We start from the raw sequence: 23,172 nt of genomic DNA on the forward strand, positions 1-23,172 counted from the left end.
CATCGGTCACGCCGCCTGGGGAGTGCCGGGCACGGTGTGCTTTTCCTCCTCCGGCCGCTTGGGCAGGGACTCGTAGTTGTTGATCCGGCCGGCGCCCCAGGTGAGGGCGGTGATCACCATCAGGGTCAGGAAGAGCACGACGATCCCACCGGCGGTGAACAGCCAAGCCGGCGCGCTCTGGTCGCGTTCGCGCTGCAGGATCGTGACCTCCAGGACGAACGGCCGCGTGCTGCTCGCCACCGCGGGGACCTCGGGCGCCGGGATGGCGTCGTCGGCCGGCTCGTAGATCGGCACGGCCGTCATCATGCGGCCGTCCTGCACCCGCAACAGCGTCTTCCAGTCTCCCCACACCGGGACCGGCTGGGTGGACCGGTAGTGCCCCGGCCCGACCTTGGCGAGCTTGTCGATGATCAGGCCTCGGTCGTTCTGCATCCGCCCCTGCCAGGACAGGATCGTCAGCCAGTCCGGGCTGTCACTGACCATCGTGGGCGGGGAGAGCATCACGTCGGCCGACACCATCCGCTGCCCCGCGGGGCTGGGCAGATCCGTCAGCATCACCGTGGCCGTGTTCTTCTCCGGCACCCGGATATGCAGCCCGTTGGCCACCGCGACGCCGATCACCAGCACCGTCAGCGCCACGACGCCGATGCCGAGCCGGCGGCCGGGCAGGCGTTCGCCGGTGAGCACCATGCCGAACATGGCGCCGCACACCCCGGTCAGGACGGCGACCGGCACCGACATGGCCAGCGCCTCGCCCCACATGCTCGTCGGCCACGGGTAGTGGTACACCGCCGCGATCCACAGCGACTCCAGCCACAGCCCCACTGTCGCCACCCCGAGGCCGGCGACGGCACCGAAGACCAGCGGGCGCTTGATCAACGGGGTCAACGCCACCAGCTCGACGACGAGGGCGGGACCCAGGTACAGCGGGAACCAGTTGATCGGGGCACCCAGGATGGGGCCGACGATCAACGCCACCGCGCCCCGCAGCGCGATCGCGAACACCGCCGCGATGATCGCGGCGCCGCGCCCCATCGTCAGGCGCGCGGCGACGGCCGCGAGCGCGGACGCCGCGGCGATCAGCATCGGCTGGAACACCAGCCGGAACTGCGGGACGCCGAAGTCGAACTCGATCTGATAGACGGACAGGCCGATGAACAACCCGCCGAACGACAGGTACCGCAGGAACGTGATGAACGTGCCGTGGAATACCTCCCCGGCCTCGTGCGCCTCGCCCTCACGCTCCAGCATCAGCACCGAAAACAGCGAGAAACACGCCCCACCGATCATCATCAGATGTGTTGGGCCCCACAGCGTTACGTCTTGACCGAAGATCCGGTGCCAGATGTCGTCGAGCGGGAAGCCGATCATCGCGTACATGCCGCAGCCGGCCATCAGCAGACCGCCGACGGGCGCGTACCAGTTGCGCGTGATGCGCACCGCCGCGGGGCCCGGCTTGTCGAACGGCAGCACGACCGAGACCATGCCGGCGACGAAGATCCCGAACAGGCCGATGATGATGAAGTAGTGCGCGGGGTTGGCCAAGGGGCCGGGATCGCGCCCGTTGCCGATGTGCCAGCTGACGTCCCAGATGAACCCGAATAGGGCGCAGATGATGAATGTCGTGAAAATCATGACCGGAAGCGCAACCCAATTGGGCCGGTGGAACTTTTCGCCCAGCTTGTCGGCGACCCGGGTCAGCCACTCGATGCGATGGGTGCGGTGGGCATAACCGACCCACAGCATGACCGCGGCGATGACCACGGCCGCGACCGACAGCCCGATCACCTGGTTGAGGCCGGCGCCGCGCGCCGGCGCTTCGGCAACGAAAGTGAGTTCCGCCGATGTCATCGTCAAACCCTCCCAACAGCGCCCGACTGCCTGGCGAGCTGTGATCCAGCTCGCACGAAGCGGAATGCCCAAATCGCCGGGCGGTCAATCACCGATTTTCGTCGTCGAGCTGCCCGGCGTCCTCGGACTCGTCGGCGGAACGGCGGTCTTTGAGCGCGACGTAGAGGATCACGCCGACGACGATGATCGCCGGCAGGAACGCCGGGATCGCCAGCAGGATCATGTGGTGGGCCACGTACGTGACGTGTGGATCGGTCATGGTAGTGAGATACCCCGGCGGATGGCATGCACTGCGGCCGTTACCCTACTTTGAACACTTTTATTCACAGCCGCCACGACCGTGGGGCAGGAGGCCGCGCGCTCGGCCACCGACGATGCAGGGGAGTACTGGTGACTCAAGCGGCAACTCGACCGGCGACCGGCGCCAACGACGCAGACATCCTCGAGGTTGCCCGCGAACAGGTGCTCGAGCGCGGCGAGGGGCTGGGCCGCGAGCAGGTGCTGCGGGTGCTTCAGCTGCCGGACGACCGGCTCGACGACCTGCTGGCGCTGGCCCACGAGGTGCGGATGCGGTGGTGCGGCCCCGAGGTGGAGGTCGAGGGCATCATCAGCCTGAAGACCGGCGGCTGCCCCGAGGATTGCCACTTCTGCTCGCAGTCGGGACTGTTCGCGTCGCCGGTGCGCAGCGCCCGCCTGGACGTGCCCAGCCTGGTCGAGGCGGCCAAGCAAACCGCCAAGTCCGGCGCCACCGAGTTCTGCATCGTGGCCGCCGTGCGCGGGCCCGACGAGCGGTTGATGGCCCAGGTCGCGGCAGGCATCGAGGCGATCCGCAACGAGGTCGAGATCAACATCGCCTGCTCGCTGGGGATGCTGACCGCCGAGCAGGTCGAGCAGCTCTCGCAGATGGGTGTGCACCGCTACAACCACAACCTGGAAACCGCCCGCTCGTTCTTCACCAACGTGGTGACCACCCACACCTGGGAAGAGCGTTGGCAGACCTTGTCGATGGTGCGCGACGCCGGCATGGAGGTGTGCTGCGGCGGCATCCTGGGCATGGGCGAGACGCTCGAGCAGCGCGCGGAGTTCGCCGCCGAGCTGGCCGAGCTGGGGCCCGACGAGGTCCCGCTGAACTTCCTCAACCCGCGGCCCGGCACACCGTTCGGCGACCTGGAGGTGCTGCCGGCGGCCGAGGCGCTGAAGTCGGTGGCCGCCTTCCGGCTGGCCCTGCCGCGCGCGATGCTGCGGTTCGCCGGGGGCCGCGAGATCACCCTCGGTGACCTGGGCGCCAAGAAGGGCATGCTGGGCGGCATCAACGCCGTCATCGTCGGCAACTACCTGACGACACTCGGCCGGCCGGCCGAAGCCGATCTGGAACTGCTCGACGACCTGCAGATGCCGATCAAGGCGCTCAACGCGACTTTGTAAGAGACTTGGAGACTGTGGTTCGGGATCTGGGCGCTCCGGTCAGCGCGGGCGTCTACAACGTCTACACCGGCGAATTGGGGGGCACCGCGGTGCCGACAGCGGCGCAGTTGGGTTTGGAACCGCCGCGGTTCTGCGCGGAATGCGGGCGCCGGATGGTGGTCCAGGTCCGGCCCGACGGCTGGCGGGCGCGGTGCTCGCGGCATGGCCAGGTCGACTCCGTCGACCTGGAGGCCCAGCGATGACCGTGCACGCGCATACCCAGCCGGACGCCGTCGCGAGAAGGTCACGGGCGCGCGCGATCGCCGTCGTCGGGGTGGTGCCCTTGGCGGCCGGCGTGCTGGCCGGCGGTCTGTGGGCGTGGATCGCCCCGCCGATCCACGCCGTGGTGGCCCTCACGCGCGCCGGTGAACGGGTTCACGACTACCTCGGCAACGAGTCGCAGCACTTTTTCGACGCGCCCTGCCTGATGCTGGGCGTGCTCACCGTGCTGGCGGTGGTGGCGCCGGCGCTGGCGTGGCAGTGGCGCGCACGCCGGGGGCCGGGCATGGTCGTGGCGCTGTCGACCGGCCTGGTGGCCGCGGCCGCGGTCGCGGCGGCCACCGGCGCGGCCCTGGTGCGAATCCGGTACGGAGCGTTGAACTTCGACGCGGTGCCGCTGCCCAAGGGGCCGTCGGTCGCCTACGTGATCCAGGCGCCGCCGGTGTTCTTCGCGGGCGACCCGCTGCGGGTCGCGCTGACCCTGCTGTGGCCCGCCGCGATCGCGGCGCTGGTCTACGCGGTGCTGGCGGCCGCCGACGCCCGCGACGATCTGGGGGCTATTCCGCCGCGCGACCGGCCTTCCGATGCGCTGCCGGTCGGAGCGGGCAGCGCCCCGGAGGCGTCCGGGTCATAGCGGACGGCGGTGAATCCTGCGGCCGAGGATGACCTTGGCCGCGATCCTGGTGAGCCGCGCCATGCCGACGTAGGTCATCGGGTGGAACATCGTCGGCCAGGTGGTCCGGATCAGGTGCTCGGTGAGCGGCCGGCCGTCGAACCGGTCGGTGAGCCAGCGCAGCGTCATCGGCGCCGACAGCGGGTGCAGCAGCATGTGCTCGTTGAACGCGTCCCGGTGGTAGGTCACCTGGGCGCCCCCGGCCGAATAGGCGTCGGCGAGCACGTCGATGTCCTTGACGTCGATGAGATAGTCGTGGACGGCCTGCACGATCAACACCGGCGGCGTCGGCACCGCGACACCCAGCTTGATGTTCTCGAACACGTGCGTGACCTCGGGCGTCGACAGGATGGCATCGAGCGGCTCGTCGAGGTAGTCGCCCATGTTCTTGCCGGCCATCCGGACGACGGCCTCCACGGTGGTCATCTTCTCCAGCGACTCGAGCAGGGCGCGGCCCTCCTCGTTGCTGTGCTCTTTGATCACCCGGTCGAGCTCGGGGTAGATGTGGGCGAGGGCCGCCACCACCAGGGCGGGCAGGCCGGACAGGAAGCTGCCGTTGAGCCGGCGGAACGTGTTGCCGAGGTCCCCGACGGGCGATCCCAGCACCGCCCCGACGATGTTCAGCTCGGGCGCGTATTCGGCGCACACCTCGGCGGCCCAGGCGCTGGCCAGCCCGCCACCGGAATAGCCCCACAGCCCGATCGGCGCCGACGGCGAGAGCCCCAGCCGCTCCGATCCCAGGGCGGCGCGGATGCCGTCCAGCACGCGATAGCCGGGTTCGTACGGCGCGCCCCACAGGCCCCGCAGGCCCTCGTGGTCGGGCACCGAGACGGCCCAACCCTCGGCGACGGCGGCGATGATCAGGAAGAGTTCGAACTGGCCGATCGACCCGAGGGCCTTCGCCCGCCGCCGCAGCGCATACGACGGGAAGCAACGGGACGACACGGCGTCGATGGCGCACTGGTAGGACAGCAGCGGGCAGGGGCGTTCGGGGGCGAGTTCGGCCGGGACGATCACCGTGGTCGCCGCGGCCTCGGGCTCGCCGTTCATGTCCATCGTCCGGTAGAGCAGCTGGACGGCCTTGACGGGCTGCGGGATCAGCCCCAGGAACGCCAGCTCGACGTCGCGGGAGCGCAGCACGGTACCGGGTTCGGCGTGTTGGAAGCCAAGCGGCGGCTGGTAGAACGGGTCGTCCGAGGGCAGCAGCGGGCGCACCTTGCGCTGCAGTTCCTCGTGCGGCGGCCGGGCGATCCATTCCGCCCCGCGCGTGCCTGCCAGATTGCCGAGCTCAGCCATTGCGGCTCCCTTCTAGGCCATCCGGCATTCTCGCGTACGAACGGCAGGTAACCAAAACGTAATCGCCGCGCTGCGAGCGACTTCTTCGGTGGCGGATCCAGGTCGTGCACGTCACTGGTACCCAATTTGTGGCCGCGTCACCCCAGGACGCTTCCCGCAAGCCTAACCGGGGCGGCGTTCGCCGGCGTCGAACTGACCCGGCGGCCGCAGCGCGGCGAATTCGTCGGTGACGCGCAGTTGGGAGTCGGTGAAGTGGTAGAGGGCGGCCGGCCGTCCGCCGCTGCGGCCGGACTGGGCGATGGTGCCGGTCTGGCTGATCACCCCGCGGCGGACCAGCACCCGCTGCAGATTGGTCGCGTCCACCTGGTAGCCCAGCGCGGCGCCGTAGATGTCGCGCAGCGTGGAGAGCGCGAATTCCCTTGGGGCTAAGGCGAACCCGAGGTTGGTGTAGGACAGCTTGGCGCTCAGCCGGGCGTGCGCGTGCGTGACCATCGGGCCATGGTCGAAGGCCATCGGCGGCAGATTGCTCACCGGGTGCCAGCGCGTGTCCGGCGGCAGCTCGGGGGTGGCGGGGGAGGGCACCAGTCCCAGGAACGTCGACGCGATGACGCGCGCGCCGGGCACCCGATTCGGGTCGGAGAACACCGCCAGCTGTTCCAGGTGTGCGAGCTCCTTGAGGTCCACCTTCTCGGCGAGCTGTCGCAGGACGGAGGCGGTCATGTCTTCGTCGTTGCGCAGCCGTCCGCCCGGCAGCGACCAGGCGCCGCGCTCCGGATCCTTGGCACGCTGCCATAACAGCACGTTCAGCTGGGGTTTCTCTGTTCGCGGGCCGGTGGTTACCCGGCGAACTTGAAACACCACCGCGAGCACCTCGTGTTCAGTGCTAGTATGGCCCATGTTTTCGATTATAAGTCGAAAACCTAGCCGGCTGAAAGGAGCCGCCGTGACGGTTATCAATCGCATGGACACGCTCGCCGAAGACATGATGGCCGACCTCACGAATTCGCCCGCCGGCTACGCCGGTATCGACGGAGACGCGCAATGGGCCGCCGAGATCCGCCGCCTGGCCAAGCTGCGCGGCGCCACGGTGCTCGCCCACAACTACCAGCTGCCCGCCATCCAGGACGTCGCCGACCACGTCGGCGATTCCCTGGCGCTGTCGCGGATCGCCGCAGAGGCGCCCGAGGACACCATCGTGTTCTGCGGCGTGCACTTCATGGCCGAGACGGCCAAGATCCTCAGCCCCGAGAAGACGGTCCTCATCCCGGACCAGCGGGCCGGCTGCTCGCTGGCCGACTCCATCACCCCCGACGAACTGCGCGCGTGGCGCGACGAGCACCCCGGCGCCGTCGTCGTCTCCTACGTCAACACCACCGCGGCGGTCAAGGCGCTCACCGACATCTGCTGCACGTCGTCGAACGCGGTCGAGGTGGTCGAGTCCATCGACCCCAACCGCGAGGTGCTGTTCTGCCCGGACCAATTCCTCGGCGCGCACGTGCGCCGGGTGACCGGCCGCACCAACCTGCACGTGTGGGCCGGTGAGTGCCACGTGCACGCCGGCATCAACGGTGACGAGCTCTCCGAGCAGGCGCGGGCCAACCCCGAGGCCGACCTCTACGTGCACCCCGAATGCGGTTGCGCCACTTCGGCGTTGTATCTCGCCGGGGAGGGCGCCTTTCCGGCGGACCGGGTGAAGATCCTGTCCACCGGCGGCATGCTCGACGCGGCGCATCACACGCAGGCCCGCAAGGTGCTGGTCGCCACCGAGGTCGGCATGCTGCACCAATTGCGCCGGGCCGCACCGCAAGTCGACTTCCGCGCGGTCAACGACCGGGCGTCGTGCAAGTACATGAAGATGATCACGCCCGCGGCCCTGCTGCGCTGCCTGGTGGAAGGGGCCGACGAGGTCGACGTCGACCCGGAGATCGCGGCGGCGGGCCGCCGGAGTGTGCAACGAATGATCGAGATCGGCCAGCCGGGCGGTGGTGAATGACCGGCCACCCCGCCTGGACGCACAGCGCCGACGTCGTCGTGATCGGTACCGGCGCCGCGGGATTGGCCGCGGCACTGGCCGCGCACCGCGCCGGGCGCAGCGTCGTCGTCCTGAGCAAGGCCGACCAGGCGCGCGGGGTCACCGCGACCCACTACGCCCAGGGCGGCATCGCGGTGGTCCTGCCCGACAACGACGATTCCGTCGATGCCCACGTCGCCGACACCGTGACCGCGGGCGCCGGCCTGTGCGACCCCGAGGCGGTGACCTCGATCGTCGCCGACGGCTATCGCGCGGTGTCCGAATTGGTCGGTGCCGGAGCGCGATTCGACGAGGCGGTCCCCGGCCGATGGGACGTCACCCGCGAGGGTGGGCATTCCCGGCGGCGGATCGTGCACGCGGGCGGCGACGCCACCGGGGCCGAGGTGCAGCGCGCGCTCGACCACGCCGCCCGGCTGCTGGACATCCGCACCGGGCATGTCGGCCTGCGCGTGCTGCACGACGGCACCGCCGTGACCGGCCTGTCCGTCGCCAATAGGGACGGCTACGGAATCATCCACGCACCCGCGGTCATCCTGGCCTCCGGCGGGCTCGGGCACCTCTACGGGGCGACGACCAATCCCGAGGGCTCCACCGGCGACGGCATCGCCTTGGCGCTGTGGGCCGGTGTGGCGGTCAGCGACCTGGAATTCATCCAGTTCCATCCCACGATGCTGTACGCCGGCACGGCAGGCGGCCGCCGCCCGCTGGTCACCGAGGCCATCCGCGGCGAAGGCGCCATACTGCTTGACCGGCAAGGCAATTCGGTCACCGCGGGAGTTCACCCGATGGGCGACCTGGCGCCGCGGGACGTGGTCGCCGCGGCCATCGACACGCGGCTGAAGGCCACCGGCGACCCGTGCGTCTTCCTCGACGCCCGCGGCATCGACGGTTTCGCGGCCCGCTTCCCGACCGTGACCGCCGCGTGCCGGGCCGCCGGCATCGACCCTGTCCGCCAACCCATCCCGGTCGTGCCGGGCGCCCACTACAGCTGCGGCGGTGTCGTCACCGACGTGCACGGGCAGACCGAGCTGCCGGGACTGTTCGCGGCCGGCGAGGTGGCGCGCACCGGCATGCACGGCGCCAACCGGCTGGCATCCAACAGCCTGCTCGAGGGCCTGGTGGTCGGGGGCCGGGCCGGCAGGGCCGCGGCCGCCCACGCGGTGGCGGCCGGGCGCGTGCGGGCCGTGCCGCCCGAGCCCATCGTCCAGACCGCGCCCGACCGCGCCGAATTGCAGGCCGCGATGAGCCGCGACGCCTCGGTGGTGCGCGACGCCGCGGGGCTGACCCGGCTGTCCGACGCGCTCTCGGGGGCGCCCGTGCGCGCCGTCGCCGGCCGCCGCGATTTCGAGGACGTGGCGCTGGCCGTGTCCGCCCGCGCGGTAACCGCGGCGGCCCTGGCGCGCACCGAGAGCCGGGGCTGCCACCACCGCGCGGAGTACCCGGACCCCGCGCCGGAACAGGCCCGCAGCAGCGTGCTGCGGCTGGCCGAGGACCAGAACACCGTGCTGGTGGAGGCGCTGGCGGCGGTGGGCTGATGATGCTGCCCGACGAGCGGAGCGCCGCTCAAGACACCATCCGGCGCGCGCTGGAAGAGGACTTGCGCTACGGGCCCGACGTCACCACGCTCGCGACGGTGCCCGCCGGCGCGGTGGCCACGGCGTCGATGGTGCCCCGGGAGCCCGGCGTGATCGCCGGCGTCGAGGCCGCCCTGCTGGTCCTCGACGCCGTCCTCGCCGGCGGCTACGAGGTGGTGCACGGTGTCGAGGACGGCGCCCGGCTGCAGCCCGGCGAGCCGGTGCTGACCGTGCGCGCGGACACCCGCGGCCTGCTGACCGCCGAACGGACCATGCTGAACCTGGTCTGCCACCTGTCGGGCATCGCCACCACGACGGCGGCCTGGGTCGAGGCCGTGGACGGCACCAAGGCCAAGATCCGCGACACCCGCAAGACCCTCCCAGGCCTGCGCGCACTGCAGAAATACGCGGTGCGGGTCGGCGGGGGCGTCAACCACCGGCTGGGGCTGGGGGACGCGGCGCTGATCAAGGACAACCATGTGGTGGCCGCGGGATCGGTGGTCGCCGCGCTGCGGGCGGTGCGCGACGCGGCGCCGGACCTGCCGTGCGAGGTGGAGGTGGACTCCCTCGAACAGCTCGACGAGGTGCTGGCCGAAAAACCCGAACTGGTGCTGCTGGACAACTTCCCGGTGTGGCAGACGCAGATGGCCGTGCAGCGGCGCGACGCGCGCTCCCCGGGCGTGCTGCTCGAGTCGTCCGGCGGGCTCAACCTTCAGAACGCCGCCACCTACGCCGCCACCGGGGTGGACTACCTGGCCGTCGGCGCGCTGACGCACTCGGTGCGGGCGCTCGACATCGGCCTGGACATGTAGGGGTCGTCAGCCGCGCAGCAGCGTGCGTGCGGCGGGTTTGGCGGCGGTCAGCGCGCCCGCATCCCCGGAGATCCGGGACAGGATCAGCGCCCCCTCGATAAGCGAAATCACCGCCAGTGCAACGTCTTTGGCCTCCGCGGCGGACCAGCCGTCGGAGCGCAGCCGCTCCTCGATCGCCGCGCACCAGCCGCCGAAGGCCCGGGCCGACGCGTCGCGCACCAGCGGGCTCGCGTGCACCGACTCGGTGGCGATCGGCTCGATCGGGCAGCCATCGCGCCGGTCGCCGGCCAACCCCGCCGCCAGCAAGTCGATCCAGCGGTCGACGATGTCGGCCGCCGGCCGGCCCGTCGCCAGGAACCGGCGCAGCAGTTGCTCGATGCCGGCGCCTTCGGTCGCGACGACCGCCGCGGCCAGTTGCTGCTTGCCCTGCGGGAAGTGGTGATACAGCGAACCGGGCTTGACGCCGGCGTCCGCGAGGATCTGGTTCAGCCCGGTCGCCGCGTAGCCCTGGCGGCGAAACAGCGTGGCGGCCGTATCGATCAGTGCGGTGCGGCTGCGGTCGGGTCTCGGCATGCTCTTGACTTTACTTGAGTGATCACTCAAGAATGCAGAGATGAGGCAGCTGACGTACGAGGAGGCCGGGCGGTACGCGTGGCGCGAGGTGCCCGAGCCGCAGATCACCGCACCCGGGCAGGCGCTGGTGCGGCCGCTGACGGTGGCGTGTTGTGACCTCGACGTCGCGGTGTGCAACGGGCGGCTGCCGCTGCCGGCGGGGTACGCGGTCGGCCACGAAGGATTGGCCGAGGTCGTCGCCGTCGGCGATGACGTTCAAGGCTTCCGGGCCGGCGACCGCGTCGTGGTGCCGTTCCAGATCAACTGCGGGGCCTGCCGCGAATGCCGCCGCGGCGTGACCGGTTCGTGCAGCGCGGTGCCGTTCATGGCGGCCTACGGGATGGCGCCGATCTCCGGCCTGGACGGCGGCGGCTTCATGTCCGACCTGGTGCTGGTCCCGTACGCCGACGCGATGCTGATCCCGTTCCCCGACGCCGTGGACCCCGTCGCCGTCGCGTCCCTGTCGGACAACATTCCCGACGGCTGGCGCACCGTCGGGCCGTTCAGTGCGGAACTGGACGCGCTCGATCCCGTCGATCGCCGCGTCCTGGTGCTCGGACGGCTGTCGATCGGCCTGTACTCGGCCGCGATCGCCACGGCGCTGGGCGCCCACGTCGACTACGTCGACACCGACCCGCACCGGCTGGCCGCCGCCGAGAAGCTCGGCGCCGCGGTCCACGACGCCGCCAAGCCCGAGAAGTCGTGGGGCGCTTACCCGGTCACGGTGCACACCACCAGCGATGCGGCACTGCTAGCTGCGACGCTGCGCGCGACCTGGCCGGACGGCGTGTGCACCGACACGGGGATCTATCCCGAATACCAAGTCGAGATGCCGTTGCTGCCGATGTACTCCCGCGGCGTCCGGTTCGTCACCGGGCGGGTCAGCGCGCGCACGGTGATCCCGCGGGTGCTGGAGCTGCTCGCGGGCGGCCTGGACGTGTCGCCGGCCGTCGACCGCGTCGTCGCGTGGGAAGACGCCCCCTCGGCCTGGCCCACGATGACCGGCAAGACGGTCTTCACCAGGGCCTAGCGCCGTCGGACGTGCTGCTCGAGGCGTCCGGCGGTCTCAGCCTTCAGAACGCCGCACCGGGGTGGACTGCCTGGCCGTCGGCGCGCTGACGCACTCGGCGCGGGCGCTCGACATCGGCCTGGATATGTAACCCCTTACCGGACGATCACCCTCGGGCCATCGCGTCGGCGGCGGAGCGGGCCGAAAGCGCATCGAGCACTGCGTATTCCGCTTCGTACACCGCGGCCTCGGCGAAGTCGATCGTGTCGAGCGCGTAGCCGATGGCCATGTTTGCGTACGCATCCATCTCTTTGGCTTCGTGCTCGGCCTTCTTCTCCGCCATGTCCTTGCGGATCTTGGCCACGTGGGACTTCCATTTCTCGGCGATTTCCTGCCAGTGCTTCGACGCCTCGTCGTGGGCGGATTGAGCGCGGTCTTCCAGGTGATCGGCGGCTTGGTCTGCGCGGTCGCGGGCGCGGGCGGCGTCGGCTTGAACCTGTTCGCGGGCACTCTGGGCCGCGGCGCGCACCTTGTCGGTCGCATCCCTGGCGGCGGTGGAGATCTTCTCGAACCGGGCGGTCAGGTCGTTGTCAGCCATGGCGGGATCCCTTCTGGCTTAAGGGGTTGGTTGTGCACCTGTCATGGTCTCGCCGGTCGGGGCCCCGGCGTAGGGCCCTAAGTCCTTGTTCCCCGACGGTTCCCCGACGCGGCTGCCGCCGGATCACAGCAATCACATCCGCACCAGTCCGCCCGTGATGCTTGAGGGTGCGTCCAGGGCTTTGAGTGTGCGCCCAGGGCGGACCCCAGCGGCGTGTCGCCGCCATGAGCGCACGCGCAATGCCGTGAGCGCACGCGCAAAAGCGCGAGCAGCCCTCAGGCGATGTCGCCGACGAAAACGCCGATCCGGCGCAACTGCATGCGGGCCATCCGCGGCAGGCGGTCGGCGTCGGGCCCCTCGGTCCCGGCCGGCAGAATGCGCGGGTTGGTGATGTGCACCACGCGGTTACGGCTGAACTGCACGTCGGCCTCGCCGGCCGCCAGCACGTTCTTGACCCAGTTCGTCTTGCCGTGGCCGAGCGCGATCGCCAGGACATTGCCCTTGCGATAGGGGGTGATGATCGTCTCGTACGGCGTGCCGGAGGTGCGGCCGCGGTGCTTGATGGTCGCGGTCCCGGGCAGAAAGCGGGCGAGCGGCTTGACCGCCGGGTTGAAATACTTGATCTGGAAGCGCTCGAACCAGGGCGGGAACACCATCGGGACGCCCGGAGCGTTATTGGGGTGATCCTTCGCAGACATGACGGCTCCTGGATTGTGTGGGCCTTTCCCGGGCACTGTACCGGTCGGATAACAACTTGAGTTGCTCTGGGACAATGGAGGCAATGAGCACCCCTTCGGCACCCGTGATGGCCCGCATCGACCTGCGGGGCGTTGAGCTGACGGCTGCCCGATTGCGGTCCGCGCTGCCGCGCGGTGGTGCCGACGTGGAGAGCGTCCTGCCCAAGGTGCGGCCGATCGTGCAGGCCGTCGCCGAGCGTGGGGCCGAGGCGGCGCTCGAATACGGGGAGTCGTTCGACGGCGTGCGGCCCGCGGCCGTCCGGGTGCCCGCGGCCGCGCTCGAGGCGGCGCTGGCCGGCCTGGACCCCGAGGTCGTCGAAGCCCTGCGGGTGATGATCGAACGCGCGCGCGCCGTGCACGCCGACCAGCGTCGCGCCGACGTCACGACCACCCTCGGCCCGGGCGCGACGGTCACCGAGCGGTGGATTCCCGTCGAGCGGGTGGGCCTGTACGTGCCCGGCGGCAACGCGGTGTACCCGTCCAGCGTCGTGATGAACGTGGTGCCGGCGCAGGCCGCCGGCGTCGACTCGCTGGTGGTGGCCAGCCCGCCGCAGGCCCGCTATGACGGGCTGCCGCACCCGACGATCCTGGCGGCGGCGCGCCTGCTCGGCGTCGACGAGGTGTGGGCCGTCGGTGGTGCGCAGGCGGTGGCGCTGCTGGCCTACGGCGGCACCGATACCGATGGCGCGGAGTTGGCTCCGGTCGACATGATCACCGGGCCCGGCAACATCTACGTCACCGCCGCCAAGCGGCTGTGCCGGTCCCGGGTGGGCATCGACGCCGAGGCCGGGCCCACCGAGATCGCCATCCTCGCCGACCACACCGCCGATCCGGCGCACGTGGCCGCCGACCTGATCAGCCAGGCCGAACACGACGAGATGGCGGGCAGCGTGCTGGTCACCCCCAGCGAGGACCTGGCCGCCGCCACGGCCACCGAGGTGGCCGCCCAGCTGCGCACGACCGTGCACCGCGAGCGCGTGACCGCCGCGCTCGGTGGCCGTCAGTCGGCGATCATCCTGGTCGACGACCTCGACGCCGCCGTCCGGGTGGTCAACGCCTACGCCGCCGAGCACCTGGAGATCCAGACCGCCGACGCCCCCGCGGTGGCCGCCCGAATCCGTTCGGCCGGCGCCATTTTCGTCGGCCCCTACTCGCCGGTGAGCCTCGGCGACTACTGCGCCGGATCCAATCACGTCCTGCCGACCGCAGGCTCGGCGCGGCATTCCAGCGGCCTGTCGGTGCAGACGTTCCTGCGCGGCATCCACGTCGTCGACTACACGGAGGCCGCGCTCAAGGACGTCTCGGGCCACGTGGTCACGCTGGCCAAGGCCGAAGACCTGCCGGCGCACGGCGAGGCGATCCGGCGGAGGTTCGAGCGATGAGCGACGACCCCACGCTCGACGACTTGCCCCTGCGCGACGACCTTCGCGGCAAATCGCCCTACGGCGCACCGCAGTTGGCCGTCCCGGTGCGGCTGAACACCAACGAGAACCCGCACCCGCCCAGCCGGGCGCTGGTGGACGACGTCGTGCGGTCGGTGGCGGCCGCGGCCGCCGACCTGCACCGCTACCCCGACCGGGACGCGGTGGACCTGCGCCGCGATCTGGCCGCCTACCTCACCACCCAGACCGGTGTGCACGTCGGGGTCGAAAACGTCTGGGCGGCAAACGGGTCCAACGAGATACTGCAGCAGCTGCTGCAGGCTTTCGGCGGGCCCGGCCGCAGCGCGATCGGGTTCGTCCCGTCCTACTCGATGCACCCGATCATCTCCGACGCCACGCGCACGGAGTGGCTGGAGGGCGTGCGCGCCGACGACTTCAGCCTCGACGTCGACGCGGCGGTGGCCGCGGTGACCGACCGCCGGCCCGACGTGGTGTTCATCGCGAGCCCGAACAACCCGTCCGGGCAGAGCGTTTCGCTGCCGGATCTGCGGCGGCTGCTCGACGCGGTGCCGGGCATCTTGATCGTCGACGAGGCCTACGGCGAGTTCTCCTCCGAGCCCAGCGCCGTGAGCCTGGTGGCGGAATATCCGACCAAGCTCATCGTCACGCGCACCATGAGCAAGGCGTTCGCCTTCGCCGGCGGGCGGCTCGGCTACCTGATTGCCACGCCCGCGGTGATCGACGCGATGCTGCTGGTGCGGCTGCCGTATCACCTGTCGTCGGTCACCCAGGCCGCCGCCCGGGCCGCGCTGCGCCACGCCGACGACACCCTGGGCAGCGTCGCCACGCTGATCGCCGAGCGGGAACGCGTCACAAAGGCATTGAGCGGCATGGGTTTTCGGGTGATTCCCAGCGACGCGAATTTCGTGTTGTTCGGGCAATTCGCCGATGCCCCGGCCACCTGGCAACGCTACCTGGACGCCGGCGTCCTGATCCGCGACGTCGGGATTCCCGGCTACCTGCGCGCGACCACCGGGCTGGCCGAGGAGAATGACGCCTTCCTGCGGGCCAGCGCCCAGATCGCCGCCACCGAACTGGCCCCAGCCACCCCCGTAGGAGCCCCGTGACCACCATTGCGACCCGGCGTGCGCGTATCGAGCGGCGCACCAAGGAATCCGACATCGTCATCGAACTCGACCTCGACGGCACCGGCCAGGTCCACGTCGACACCGGGGTACCGTTCTACGACCACATGCTGACGGCGCTGGGCAGCCACGCCAGCTTCGACCTCACCGTGCGCACCAAGGGCGACGTGGAGATCGAGGGGCACCACACGATCGAGGACACCGCGATCGCCCTCGGTCAGGCCCTCGGTCAGGCCCTCGGCGACAAGCGGGGCATCCGCCGGTTCGGCGACGCCTTCATCCCGATGGACGAGACGCTGGCCCACGCCGTCGTCGACGTCTCCGGCCGCCCCTATTTCGTGCACACCGGCGAGCCGGATCACCTGCTGCACACCACCATCGCCGGCAGTTCGGTGCCGTACCACACGGTCATCAACCGGCACGTGTTCGAGTCGCTCGCCATGAACGCCCGCATCGCGCTGCACGTGCGCGTCCTGTACGGGCGCGACCCGCACCACGTCACCGAGGCGCAATACAAGGCGGTGGCCCGCGCGTTGCGCCAGGCCGTCGAACCCGACCCCCGGGTGTCGGACGTGCCGTCCACCAAAGGTGTTCTGTGACAAAACCATCCGTCGTCGTCCTGGATTACGGCTCGGGCAACCTACGGTCGGCCCAGCGCGCGCTGCAGCGGGCGGGCGCGTCGGTCGAGGTGACCGCCGACGCCGACGCCGCGGCGGCGGCCGACGGGCTGGTGGTGCCCGGCGTCGGGGCCTTCGAGGCCTGCATGACCGGCCTGCGCAGGGTCAAGGGGGACCGCATCATCGCCGACCGGGTCGCCGCCGGGCACCCGGTGCTGGGGGTCTGCGTGGGCATGCAGATCCTGTTCGCCAGCGGCGTCGAATTCGGCGTGCAGACAACCGGTTGCGGCCAGTGGCCGGGAGAGGTCACCCGGCTGGATGCCCCGGTGATCCCGCACATGGGCTGGAACGTGGTCGACGCCGGGGGCGGCACCACGCTGTTCAAGGGGCTGGATGCGGACACCCGTTTCTACTTCGTGCACTCCTACGCCGCGCAGCGCTGGGAGGGTTCGCCCGAGGCCGTGCTCACCTGGGCCACCCACCGGGTGCCCTTCCTGGCCGCCGTCGAGCAGGGGCCGCTGTCGGCCACGCAGTTTCACCCCGAAAAGAGTGGGGACGCGGGTGCGGCGGTGCTGCGCAACTGGATTGAGGCTTTGTGAGTAACGGCTCGGGAGGGAATGTGTTGATCTTGTTGCCGGCGGTCGACGTGGTCGAGGGCCGCGCCGTGCGGCTCGTGCAGGGCAAGGCGGGCAGTGAAACCGAATACGGTTCGGCGCTGGACGCGGCGCTGGGCTGGCAGCGCGACGGCGCGGAGTGGATCCACCTGGTCGACTTGGACGCGGCGTTCGGGCGCGGCTCCAACCGCGAGCTGCTCGCCGAGGTGGTCGGCAAGCTCGACGTGCAGGTGGAGCTGTCCGGCGGGATCCGCGACGACGATTCGCTGGCCGCGGCGCTGGCCACCGGCTGCGCCCGGGTGAACCTGGGCACGGCGGCCCTGGAGAACCCGCAGTGGTGTGCGCGCGCGATCGCCGAGCACGGCGAGAAGGTGGCGGTCGGCTTGGACGTCCAGATCGACAAGACCAGGCCAGCGGGCCAGCACCGACTGCGCGGACGCGGCTGGGAGACCGACGGCGGCGACCTGTGGGAGGTGCTGGAACGCCTTGACGGCGAGGGCTGTTCGCGCTTCGTCGTCACCGACGTCACCAAGGACGGCACGCTGGGTGGGCCCAACCTGGACCTGCTGGCCGCCGTCGCCGACCGCACCGAGGCCCCGGTGATCGCCTCCGGCGGCGTGTCGAGCCTGGACGACCTGCGCGCGATCGCGACCCTCACCGACCGCGGGGTCGAGGGTGCGATCGTGGGCAAAGCCCTCTACGCCGGGCGGTTCACCCTGCCACAGGCGCTGGCCGCGGTTGCGGGGTAGGGCAGTGGCCGATCTGGACGCGTTGGTGGGGAAGGCGTCGGCGATCCTGGACGACGCCACCGAGCCGTTCCTGGCGGGCCACCGCGCCGATTCGGCGGTGCAGAAGAAGGGCAACGACTTCGCCACCGACGTCGACCTCGCGATCGAGCGGCAGGTGGTCGGCGCGCTGGAAGAGGCGACCGGGATCGGTGTGCACGGTGAGGAGTTCGGCGGCGCCGACGTCGACTCGGAATGGGTGTGGGTGCTGGACCCGGTCGACGGCACCTTCAACTACGCGGCGGGGTCGCCGATGGCGGGGATCCTGCTCGGCCTGCTGCATCACGGCGACCCGGTGGCGGGCCTGACCTGGCTGCCCTTCGTCGACCAGCGCTACACCGCGGTGGTGGACGGGCCGCTGATGAAAAACGGTGTCGCGCAACCGCCGCTGGCCGACATCGACCTGGCCGACGCCCTGATCGGCGCCGGCTCCTTCAGCGCCGACGCGCGGGGCAGGTTCCCGGGGCGGTATCGCATCGCGGTGCTGGAGAACCTGAGCCGGGTCTCGTCGCGGTTGCGCATGCACGGCTCCACCGGACTGGACCTCGCCTACGTCGCCGACGGTGTCCTCGGCGGCTCGATCAGTTTCGGAGGCCACGTGTGGGACCACGCCGCCGGGGTAGCGCTGGTGCGGGCGGCGGGCGGCGTCGTCACCGACGTCCGCGGTGAACCGTGGACTCCCGCCTCGGACTCCGCGCTGGCCGCCGGGCCCCGCGCGCACGCCGAGATACTCGACATCCTGCGCAGCACCGGCCGACCGGAGGACTACTGAGATGTCGTCCGGTAACGGCCTGGCGGTGCGGGTGATTCCGTGCCTGGACGTCGACGCCGGGCGGGTGGTCAAGGGGGTCAACTTCGAAAACCTGCGCGACGCGGGCGATCCCGTCGAACTCGCGGCCGCCTACGACGCCGAAGGCGCCGACGAGCTCACCTTTCTCGACGTCACCGCCTCCTCGTCGGGCCGGGCCACGATGCTGGACGTGGTGCGCCGCACGGCCGAGCAGGTCTTCATTCCGCTGACCGTCGGAGGCGGCGTTCGTACGGTGGCCGACGTCGACGTCTTGCTGCGCGCCGGGGCCGACAAGGTTTCGATCAACACCGCCGCGATCGCCCGCCCCGACCTGCTGGAGGAAATGGCAAGACAATTCGGTTCGCAATGCATCGTGCTGTCGGTCGACGCCCGCACGGTGCCCCCGGACTCGGTGCCGACGCCGTCCGGTTGGGAGGTCACCACGCACGGCGGACGCCGCGGAACCGGGATCGACGCCGTCGAGTGGGCTTCGCGCGGCGCCGATTTGGGCGTCGGGGAGATCCTGCTGAACTCGATGGACGCCGACGGCACCAAGGCCGGGTTCGACTTGCCGATGCTGCAGGCGGTGCGCTCGGCGGTCACGGTGCCGGTGATCGCCAGCGGGGGCGCCGGCGCGGCCGAACACTTCGCGCCGGCGGTCGCCGCCGGCGCCGACGCGGTGTTGGCGGCCAGCGTCTTTCACTTTCGGGAGCTGACCATCGGCCAGGTGAAGGCCGCGATGGCCGCGGAGGGGATCACGGTCCGATGACGCTCGACCCGCAGATCGCCGCGCGGCTGAAGCGCAACGCCGACGGATTGTTCGCCGCCGTCGTGCAGGAGCGCGGCACCGGGGACGTCCTGATGGTCGCGTGGATGGACGACGCGGCGCTGGCCCGCACCCTGGAAACCCGTGAGGCGACCTACTTTTCGCGGTCGCGCGGCGAACAATGGGTCAAGGGCGCGACGTCCGGCCACACCCAATACGTGCACTCGGTGCGGCTGGACTGCGACGGGGACACTGTGCTGCTGACGGTCGACCAGGTGGGCGCCGCCTGCCACACCGGCGACCACAGCTGCTTCGACGCCGACCTGCTGCTGGAACCGGAGACATAGGTTGCTGCGGCCCGAGCGGGCACCCAGGCACTAAATCGCGGTGCGACGCCGCAGCCGGTCGGCGGCCAGGAACTCGACCCAGGACACCACGCCGGAGTGCTGCCTGAGCAGGGCGCGTCGCTGGCGTTCGGTCATGCCGCCCCAGACTCCCCACTCGACCTGGTGTTCGAGCGCGTCGGCGCCGCACTCCAGGATTACCGGGCAGTGCCGGCAGATCGTCGCGGCCCTTCTCTGGGCGGCGCCGCGAACGAACATCTCGTCCGGGTCGCCGGTGCGACAGCGTGCTTTGGAAACCCAGCCGTCGCGATCCTCAGTCCGCAGACCGCGCAAATGGTTTCGAGTCGGACCGTTGATGCCGCTTTCTGCGGTGGTTCGCGTAGCTGACATCGCTTCCCCCTTTGCTCCGGCCGCGCTGAGAGTTCAGCGTTCGGATAGCTGGCTGTCTTGATTTTCTACGGCCCGAGCCTGTGTAAACACGAGGCGAATGTTGCGACCGTATGAAACGCCGTTGGGCAAACGTAGGGGCTTTGGTCGCAGACATCCGAGGACCTTCGGCTCAAAGACGTCGCGGCAACGCCGTCGCCGGGCCGAGAAGATCACGACCGAGGTCCGAAGTCGCCCGATCGCGAGCCGTGGATGAGAATGGCGGTCGATGTTGAGACGGGTGTCGTGGACCGTGATCGTGCCGCTGCTTGCCGTCGCCGTGCTGGCCGTCATCTGGGGCGAGAAGCTGTCCCCGGCACTGGTCGCGCTGGCTGCCGCGTTGCTCATCGGCGCGGTGCTGGCGGCGGTGCACCACGCGGAGGTGGTCGCGGCCCGGGTCGGTGAGCCGTTCGGCTCGCTGGTGCTGGCGGCCGCGGTGACGGTGATCGAGGTGGCGCTCATCGTCACCCTGATGGCGTCCGGCGGCAACGAGGCCGCGACCCTGGCCAGGGACACCGTCTTCGCCGCGGCGATGATCACCACCAACGGCATCGCGGGCCTGTCGCTGCTGCTCGGCTCCCGGCGCTACGGCGTCACGCTGTTCAACGCCGAGGGCAGCGGCGCCGCGCTGGCCACGGTCACCACGCTGGCGACGCTCAGCCTGGTGCTGCCCGCCTTCACCACCAGCCACGTGGGCCGGGAGTTCTCCCCGGGCCAGCTGGCGTTCGCGGCGGTCGCCTCATTGCTGGTGTACCTGGTCTTCGTCTTCACCCAGACGGTGCGCCACCGCGACTTTTTCCTGCCGGTCGCGCAGAAGGGCCAGAGGAAGCGGCTGTTCGAGGACGAAAGCCACGCCGAGCCGCCGAGCCGCGCCGCCGCGCTGGGCAGTCTCGGATTGCTGCTCGTCGCCCTCGTCGCGGTGGTGGGGCTGGCCGAGGAGGAATCGCCGGCCGTCGAACACGCCGTGAACGCGGCCGGGTTCCCGCAGTCGTTCGTCGGCGTGGTGATCGCCACGCTGGTGCTGCTGCCGGAGACCCTGGCGGCGGCGCGCGCGGCGCGCCAGGGCCGCATCCAGACCAGCCTCAACCTGGCGTACGGCTCGGCGATGGCCAGCATCGGGCTCACCATCCCGGTGATCGCGCTGGCGTCCATCTGGCTCAAGGGGCCGCTGGTGCTCGGCCTGGGCCCGATTCAGCTGGTGCTGCTGGCGCTGACCGTGGTGATCAGCATGCTGACGGTCGTTCCGGGGCGGGCCACCCGGCTGCAGGGGGAGCTGCATCTGGTGTTGCTGGCCGCCTACGTGTTCCTGGCGATCAGCCCGTAGTCGCCGAGCGGCCGCGCAGCGTCTCCAAGGCCTTGTCGGCGTGGGTGTCCATGCTGAACTCGCTGGAAATCACGTCGAGCACCGTGCGGTCGGTGTCGATGACGAAGGTGGTGCGCTTGACCGGCAGCAGCTTGCCGAGCAGGCCACGCTTGACGCCGAACTGCGTGGCGACGGTGCCCTCGGTGTCCGACAGCAGCGGGTAGTCGAACTTCTGCATGTCGGCGAACTTGGCCTGCTTCTGCACCGGGTCGGCGCTGATGCCGACCCGATTGGCGCCCACGGCGGCGAATTCCGCGGCCAGATCCCGGAAGTGGCAGGCTTCCTTGGTGCAGCCGGGCGTCATCGCGGCGGGGTAGAAGAACAGCACCACCGGACCGCCGGAAAGCAGCTCGCTGAGCTTGCGCGGCGCGCCCGTCTGATCGGGAAGTTCGAAGTCATCGACCCTGTCACCAGTTTTCATGCCGCGAGCGTAACGCCACTGCGGGTTTGGACCCAGGGAAGCGCAGGCACGTCACGCCCGCGAGCCGCGGTGACCCATCTGGGAGGATGGTTCGGTGCACGCCCACCTCGCCGCGACGACCTCACGAGAGGACTTTCGCCTGCTGGCGGCCGAGCACCGTGTGGTGCCGGTGACCCGCAAGGTGCTGGCCGACAGCGAGACGCCGCTGTCGGCCTACCGCAAACTCGCCGCCAATCGCCCGGGCACCTTCCTGCTCGAATCCGCCGAGCACGGCCGGTCCTGGTCGCGCTGGTCCTTCATCGGTGCGGGAGCGCCGTCGGCGCTGACCGTCCGCGACGGGGAGGCGGTGTGGCTGGGCGCCGTACCGCAGGACGCGCCCACCGGCGGCGACCCGCTGCACGCGCTGCGGGCCACGCTGGAGCTGCTCGCCACCGGGGCGCTGCCCGGGCTGCCGCCGCTGTCCGGTGGCATGGTCGGTTTGTTCGCCTACGACATGGTGCGGCGGCTGGAGCGCCTGCCCGAGCTGGCCGTCGACGACCTGCACCTGCCCGACATGCTGTTGCTGCTGGCCACCGACGTGGCCGCGGTCGACCACCACGAGGGCACCATCACCCTGATCGCCAACGCGGTGAACTGGAACGGCACCGACGAGCGCGTCGACGAGGCCTACGACGACGCCGTCGCGCGCCTGGACGTGATGACCGCGGCGCTGGGCCAGCCGCTGCCGTCGACGGTCGCCACGTTCGACAGGCCCGAACCGCGCTACCGCGCGCAGCGCAGCGTCGAGGAATACGGCAAGATCGTCGACTACCTCGTCGAGCAGATCGCCGCCGGCGAGGCCTTCCAGGTCGTCCCCTCCCAGCGCTTCGAGATGGACACCGACGTCGATCCGATCGACGTGTACCGGATGCTGCGGGTCACCAACCCGAGCCCCTACATGTATCTGCTGCACGTCCCGAACGGCACTGGTGGGACCGACTTTTCGGTCGTCGGGTCCAGTCCGGAGGCGCTGGTCACCGTCCACGACGGCTGGGCGACGACGCATCCGATCGCCGGAACCCGGTGGCGCGGGCAGACCGACGAAGAGGATCAGCTGCTGGAAAAGGAACTGCTGGCCGACGAGAAGGAACGCGCCGAGCACCTGATGCTGGTCGACCTGGGCCGCAACGACCTCGGCCGGGTGTGCGCGCCGGGCACCGTGCGCGTCGAGGACTACAGCCACATCGAGCGCTACAGCCACGTCATGCACCTGGTGTCGACGGTGACCGGGATGCTCGCCGAGGGCCGGACCGCGCTGGACGCCGTGACGGCCTGCTTCCCGGCGGGCACGCTGTCGGGTGCGCCGAAGGTGCGCGCCATGGAGCTGATCGAAGAGGTGGAGAAGACCCGGCGCGGCCTCTACGGCGGTGTGGTCGGTTACCTCGACTTCGCCGGCAACGCCGATTTCGCGATCGCCATCCGCACCGCGCTGATGCGCGACGGGACGGCCTACGTTCAGGCGGGCGGCGGGGTGGTGGCCGACTCCAACGGTCCGTACGAGTACACCGAGGCCTCCAACAAGGCGCGCGCGGTGCTCAACGCGATCGCGGCCGCCGAGACGCTGACCGCCCCGGACGCCGACCACCATGACTGAGGCGCGGCC

The 23,172-nt window shown here is 70.6% G+C and carries 26 protein-coding genes and 1 pseudogene; 18 read left to right on the forward strand and 9 right to left on the reverse strand.

All coding sequences use genetic code 11. The features are described from left to right. Positions 1-6: 6 nt before the first annotated feature. Both A5681_RS18190 and A5681_RS27500 read right to left on the reverse strand, forming a co-directional pair. A complete protein-coding gene (locus A5681_RS18190; protein ID WP_067277966.1) occupies positions 7-1,851 on the reverse strand; it encodes a hypothetical protein in 1,845 nt (614 codons plus the stop codon). Positions 1,852-1,939: 88 nt separating this feature from the next. Beyond that, positions 1,940-2,110, reverse strand: coding sequence for a hypothetical protein (locus tag A5681_RS27500; RefSeq protein WP_197498641.1), 171 nt, complete (start codon positions 2,108-2,110; stop codon positions 1,940-1,942). A gap of 131 nt (positions 2,111-2,241) precedes the next feature. Between A5681_RS27500 and bioB the strand changes: the two genes are divergently transcribed. Genes bioB through A5681_RS18205 form a run of 3 tightly spaced genes read left to right on the forward strand, consistent with a single transcriptional unit; the run spans position 2,242 to position 4,168 of the window. Continuing rightward, positions 2,242-3,276, forward strand: coding sequence for a biotin synthase BioB (gene bioB / locus A5681_RS18195; protein WP_067277970.1), 1,035 nt, complete (start codon positions 2,242-2,244; stop codon positions 3,274-3,276). A 14-nt stretch (positions 3,277-3,290) separates the two neighbouring features. Continuing rightward, on the forward strand, positions 3,291-3,518 hold the full coding sequence (locus A5681_RS18200; RefSeq protein WP_067277974.1) for a hypothetical protein: 228 nt from the start codon (positions 3,291-3,293) through the stop codon (positions 3,516-3,518). Then, a complete protein-coding gene (locus tag A5681_RS18205; protein ID WP_067277977.1) occupies positions 3,515-4,168 on the forward strand; it encodes a DUF2567 domain-containing protein in 654 nt (217 codons plus the stop codon). The genes A5681_RS18200 and A5681_RS18205 overlap by 4 nt, the downstream gene beginning before the upstream one ends. Here A5681_RS18205 and A5681_RS18210 read toward each other — a convergent pair. Both A5681_RS18210 and A5681_RS18215 read right to left on the reverse strand, forming a co-directional pair. After that, positions 4,163-5,503 carry a lipase family protein gene (locus A5681_RS18210; RefSeq protein WP_067277981.1) on the reverse strand — a complete coding sequence of 447 codons (1,341 nt, stop codon included), beginning with the start codon at positions 5,501-5,503 and terminating at the stop codon, positions 4,163-4,165. The genes A5681_RS18205 and A5681_RS18210 overlap by 6 nt on opposite strands. Positions 5,504-5,665: 162 nt before the next feature. After that, positions 5,666-6,400, reverse strand: a complete 735-nt coding sequence (locus tag A5681_RS18215; protein WP_067277984.1) for an NUDIX hydrolase — start codon at positions 6,398-6,400, stop codon at positions 5,666-5,668. Positions 6,401-6,446: 46 nt separating this feature from the next. On the opposite strand from A5681_RS18215, the gene nadA reads away from it, so the two are divergent. The 3 genes from nadA to nadC are packed head-to-tail and all read left to right on the forward strand — an operon-like array spanning position 6,447 to position 9,921. Next, on the forward strand, positions 6,447-7,496 hold the full coding sequence (gene nadA / locus A5681_RS18220) for a quinolinate synthase NadA (RefSeq protein ID WP_067277987.1): 1,050 nt from the start codon (positions 6,447-6,449) through the stop codon (positions 7,494-7,496). Continuing rightward, positions 7,493-9,070: an L-aspartate oxidase gene (locus A5681_RS18225; RefSeq protein WP_067277990.1), complete on the forward strand. Its 1,578-nt coding sequence runs from the start codon at positions 7,493-7,495 to the stop codon at positions 9,068-9,070. Before nadA ends, A5681_RS18225 begins: the two co-directional genes overlap by 4 nt. Then, positions 9,070-9,921, forward strand: coding sequence for a carboxylating nicotinate-nucleotide diphosphorylase (nadC, locus tag A5681_RS18230; RefSeq protein ID WP_067277992.1), 852 nt, complete (start codon positions 9,070-9,072; stop codon positions 9,919-9,921). Before A5681_RS18225 ends, nadC begins: the two co-directional genes overlap by 1 nt. Positions 9,922-9,927: 6 nt before the next feature. Here the strand turns inward: nadC and A5681_RS18235 are convergent, their stop codons facing one another. Next, positions 9,928-10,494: a TetR/AcrR family transcriptional regulator gene (locus A5681_RS18235; protein WP_067277994.1), complete on the reverse strand. Its 567-nt coding sequence runs from the start codon at positions 10,492-10,494 to the stop codon at positions 9,928-9,930. A 40-nt stretch (positions 10,495-10,534) separates the two neighbouring features. On the opposite strand from A5681_RS18235, the gene A5681_RS18240 reads away from it, so the two are divergent. Both A5681_RS18240 and A5681_RS27200 read left to right on the forward strand, forming a co-directional pair. Further along, positions 10,535-11,563, forward strand: a complete 1,029-nt coding sequence (locus tag A5681_RS18240) for a zinc-dependent alcohol dehydrogenase (RefSeq protein WP_067277996.1) — start codon at positions 10,535-10,537, stop codon at positions 11,561-11,563. An 11-nt stretch (positions 11,564-11,574) separates the two neighbouring features. Further along, a pseudogene (locus A5681_RS27200) lies at positions 11,575-11,693 on the forward strand (nicotinate-nucleotide diphosphorylase (carboxylating)); the annotation flags it as partial. Between the two features lie 15 nt (positions 11,694-11,708). On the opposite strand, the gene A5681_RS18245 reads toward A5681_RS27200, so the two are convergent. Then, entirely contained in the window at positions 11,709-12,140 is a 432-nt protein-coding gene (locus tag A5681_RS18245; RefSeq protein ID WP_067277999.1) for a hypothetical protein, read from the reverse strand. A 275-nt stretch (positions 12,141-12,415) separates the two neighbouring features. Further along, positions 12,416-12,838 carry a nitroreductase family deazaflavin-dependent oxidoreductase gene (locus A5681_RS18250; RefSeq protein WP_067278001.1) on the reverse strand — a complete coding sequence of 141 codons (423 nt, stop codon included), beginning with the start codon at positions 12,836-12,838 and terminating at the stop codon, positions 12,416-12,418. Between the two features lie 104 nt (positions 12,839-12,942). Here A5681_RS18250 and hisD point away from each other — a divergent pair, with 104 nt between their 5' ends. The 8 genes from hisD to hisI are packed head-to-tail and all read left to right on the forward strand — an operon-like array spanning position 12,943 to position 19,323. Further along, the gene (gene hisD, locus A5681_RS18255) at positions 12,943-14,259 is read left to right on the forward strand and encodes a histidinol dehydrogenase (protein WP_156738044.1); all 1,317 of its coding nucleotides are present in this window, start codon (positions 12,943-12,945) and stop codon (positions 14,257-14,259) included. After that, entirely contained in the window at positions 14,256-15,386 is a 1,131-nt protein-coding gene (locus tag A5681_RS18260) for a histidinol-phosphate transaminase (RefSeq protein ID WP_067278006.1), read from the forward strand. The genes hisD and A5681_RS18260 overlap by 4 nt, the downstream gene beginning before the upstream one ends. Beyond that, positions 15,383-16,003 carry an imidazoleglycerol-phosphate dehydratase HisB gene (gene hisB, locus A5681_RS18265; RefSeq protein ID WP_067278008.1) on the forward strand — a complete coding sequence of 207 codons (621 nt, stop codon included), beginning with the start codon at positions 15,383-15,385 and terminating at the stop codon, positions 16,001-16,003. The genes A5681_RS18260 and hisB overlap by 4 nt, the downstream gene beginning before the upstream one ends. Beyond that, entirely contained in the window at positions 16,000-16,620 is a 621-nt protein-coding gene (hisH, locus tag A5681_RS18270) for an imidazole glycerol phosphate synthase subunit HisH (RefSeq protein ID WP_067278011.1), read from the forward strand. Before hisB ends, hisH begins: the two co-directional genes overlap by 4 nt. 20 nt (positions 16,621-16,640) lie before the next feature. Beyond that, positions 16,641-17,384 (forward strand): bifunctional 1-(5-phosphoribosyl)-5-((5-phosphoribosylamino)methylideneamino)imidazole-4-carboxamide isomerase/phosphoribosylanthranilate isomerase PriA, encoded by a 744-nt coding sequence (gene priA, locus A5681_RS18275; protein ID WP_067278015.1) that lies wholly within the window; start codon positions 16,641-16,643, stop codon positions 17,382-17,384. A 4-nt stretch (positions 17,385-17,388) separates the two neighbouring features. Continuing rightward, entirely contained in the window at positions 17,389-18,192 is an 804-nt protein-coding gene (locus tag A5681_RS18280) for an inositol monophosphatase family protein (RefSeq protein WP_067278018.1), read from the forward strand. A 1-nt stretch (position 18,193) separates the two neighbouring features. After that, a complete protein-coding gene (gene hisF / locus A5681_RS18285) occupies positions 18,194-18,979 on the forward strand; it encodes an imidazole glycerol phosphate synthase subunit HisF (protein ID WP_067278021.1) in 786 nt (261 codons plus the stop codon). Beyond that, entirely contained in the window at positions 18,976-19,323 is a 348-nt protein-coding gene (gene hisI, locus A5681_RS18290) for a phosphoribosyl-AMP cyclohydrolase (RefSeq protein ID WP_067278024.1), read from the forward strand. Before hisF ends, hisI begins: the two co-directional genes overlap by 4 nt. Before the next feature lie 30 nt (positions 19,324-19,353). On the opposite strand, the gene A5681_RS18295 is transcribed toward hisI, so the two are convergent. After that, positions 19,354-19,710, reverse strand: a complete 357-nt coding sequence (locus A5681_RS18295) for a WhiB family transcriptional regulator (RefSeq protein WP_067278028.1) — start codon at positions 19,708-19,710, stop codon at positions 19,354-19,356. A 265-nt stretch (positions 19,711-19,975) separates the two neighbouring features. Here A5681_RS18295 and A5681_RS18300 point away from each other — a divergent pair, with 265 nt between their 5' ends. Continuing rightward, positions 19,976-21,070: a calcium:proton antiporter gene (locus tag A5681_RS18300; RefSeq protein WP_067278031.1), complete on the forward strand. Its 1,095-nt coding sequence runs from the start codon at positions 19,976-19,978 to the stop codon at positions 21,068-21,070. Here the strand turns inward: A5681_RS18300 and A5681_RS18305 are convergent. Beyond that, positions 21,060-21,530, reverse strand: coding sequence for a peroxiredoxin (locus A5681_RS18305; RefSeq protein WP_067278033.1), 471 nt, complete (start codon positions 21,528-21,530; stop codon positions 21,060-21,062). The genes A5681_RS18300 and A5681_RS18305 overlap by 11 nt on opposite strands. A 94-nt stretch (positions 21,531-21,624) precedes the next feature. On the opposite strand from A5681_RS18305, the gene A5681_RS18310 reads away from it, so the two are divergent. Continuing rightward, positions 21,625-23,163, forward strand: a complete 1,539-nt coding sequence (locus tag A5681_RS18310; RefSeq protein ID WP_067278035.1) for an anthranilate synthase component I — start codon at positions 21,625-21,627, stop codon at positions 23,161-23,163. Positions 23,164-23,172: the final 9 nt, after the last annotated feature.

The organism is Mycobacterium scrofulaceum, assembly GCF_001667885.1.
Taxonomy (GTDB): Bacteria; Actinomycetota; Actinomycetes; order Mycobacteriales; family Mycobacteriaceae; genus Mycobacterium; species Mycobacterium scrofulaceum_C.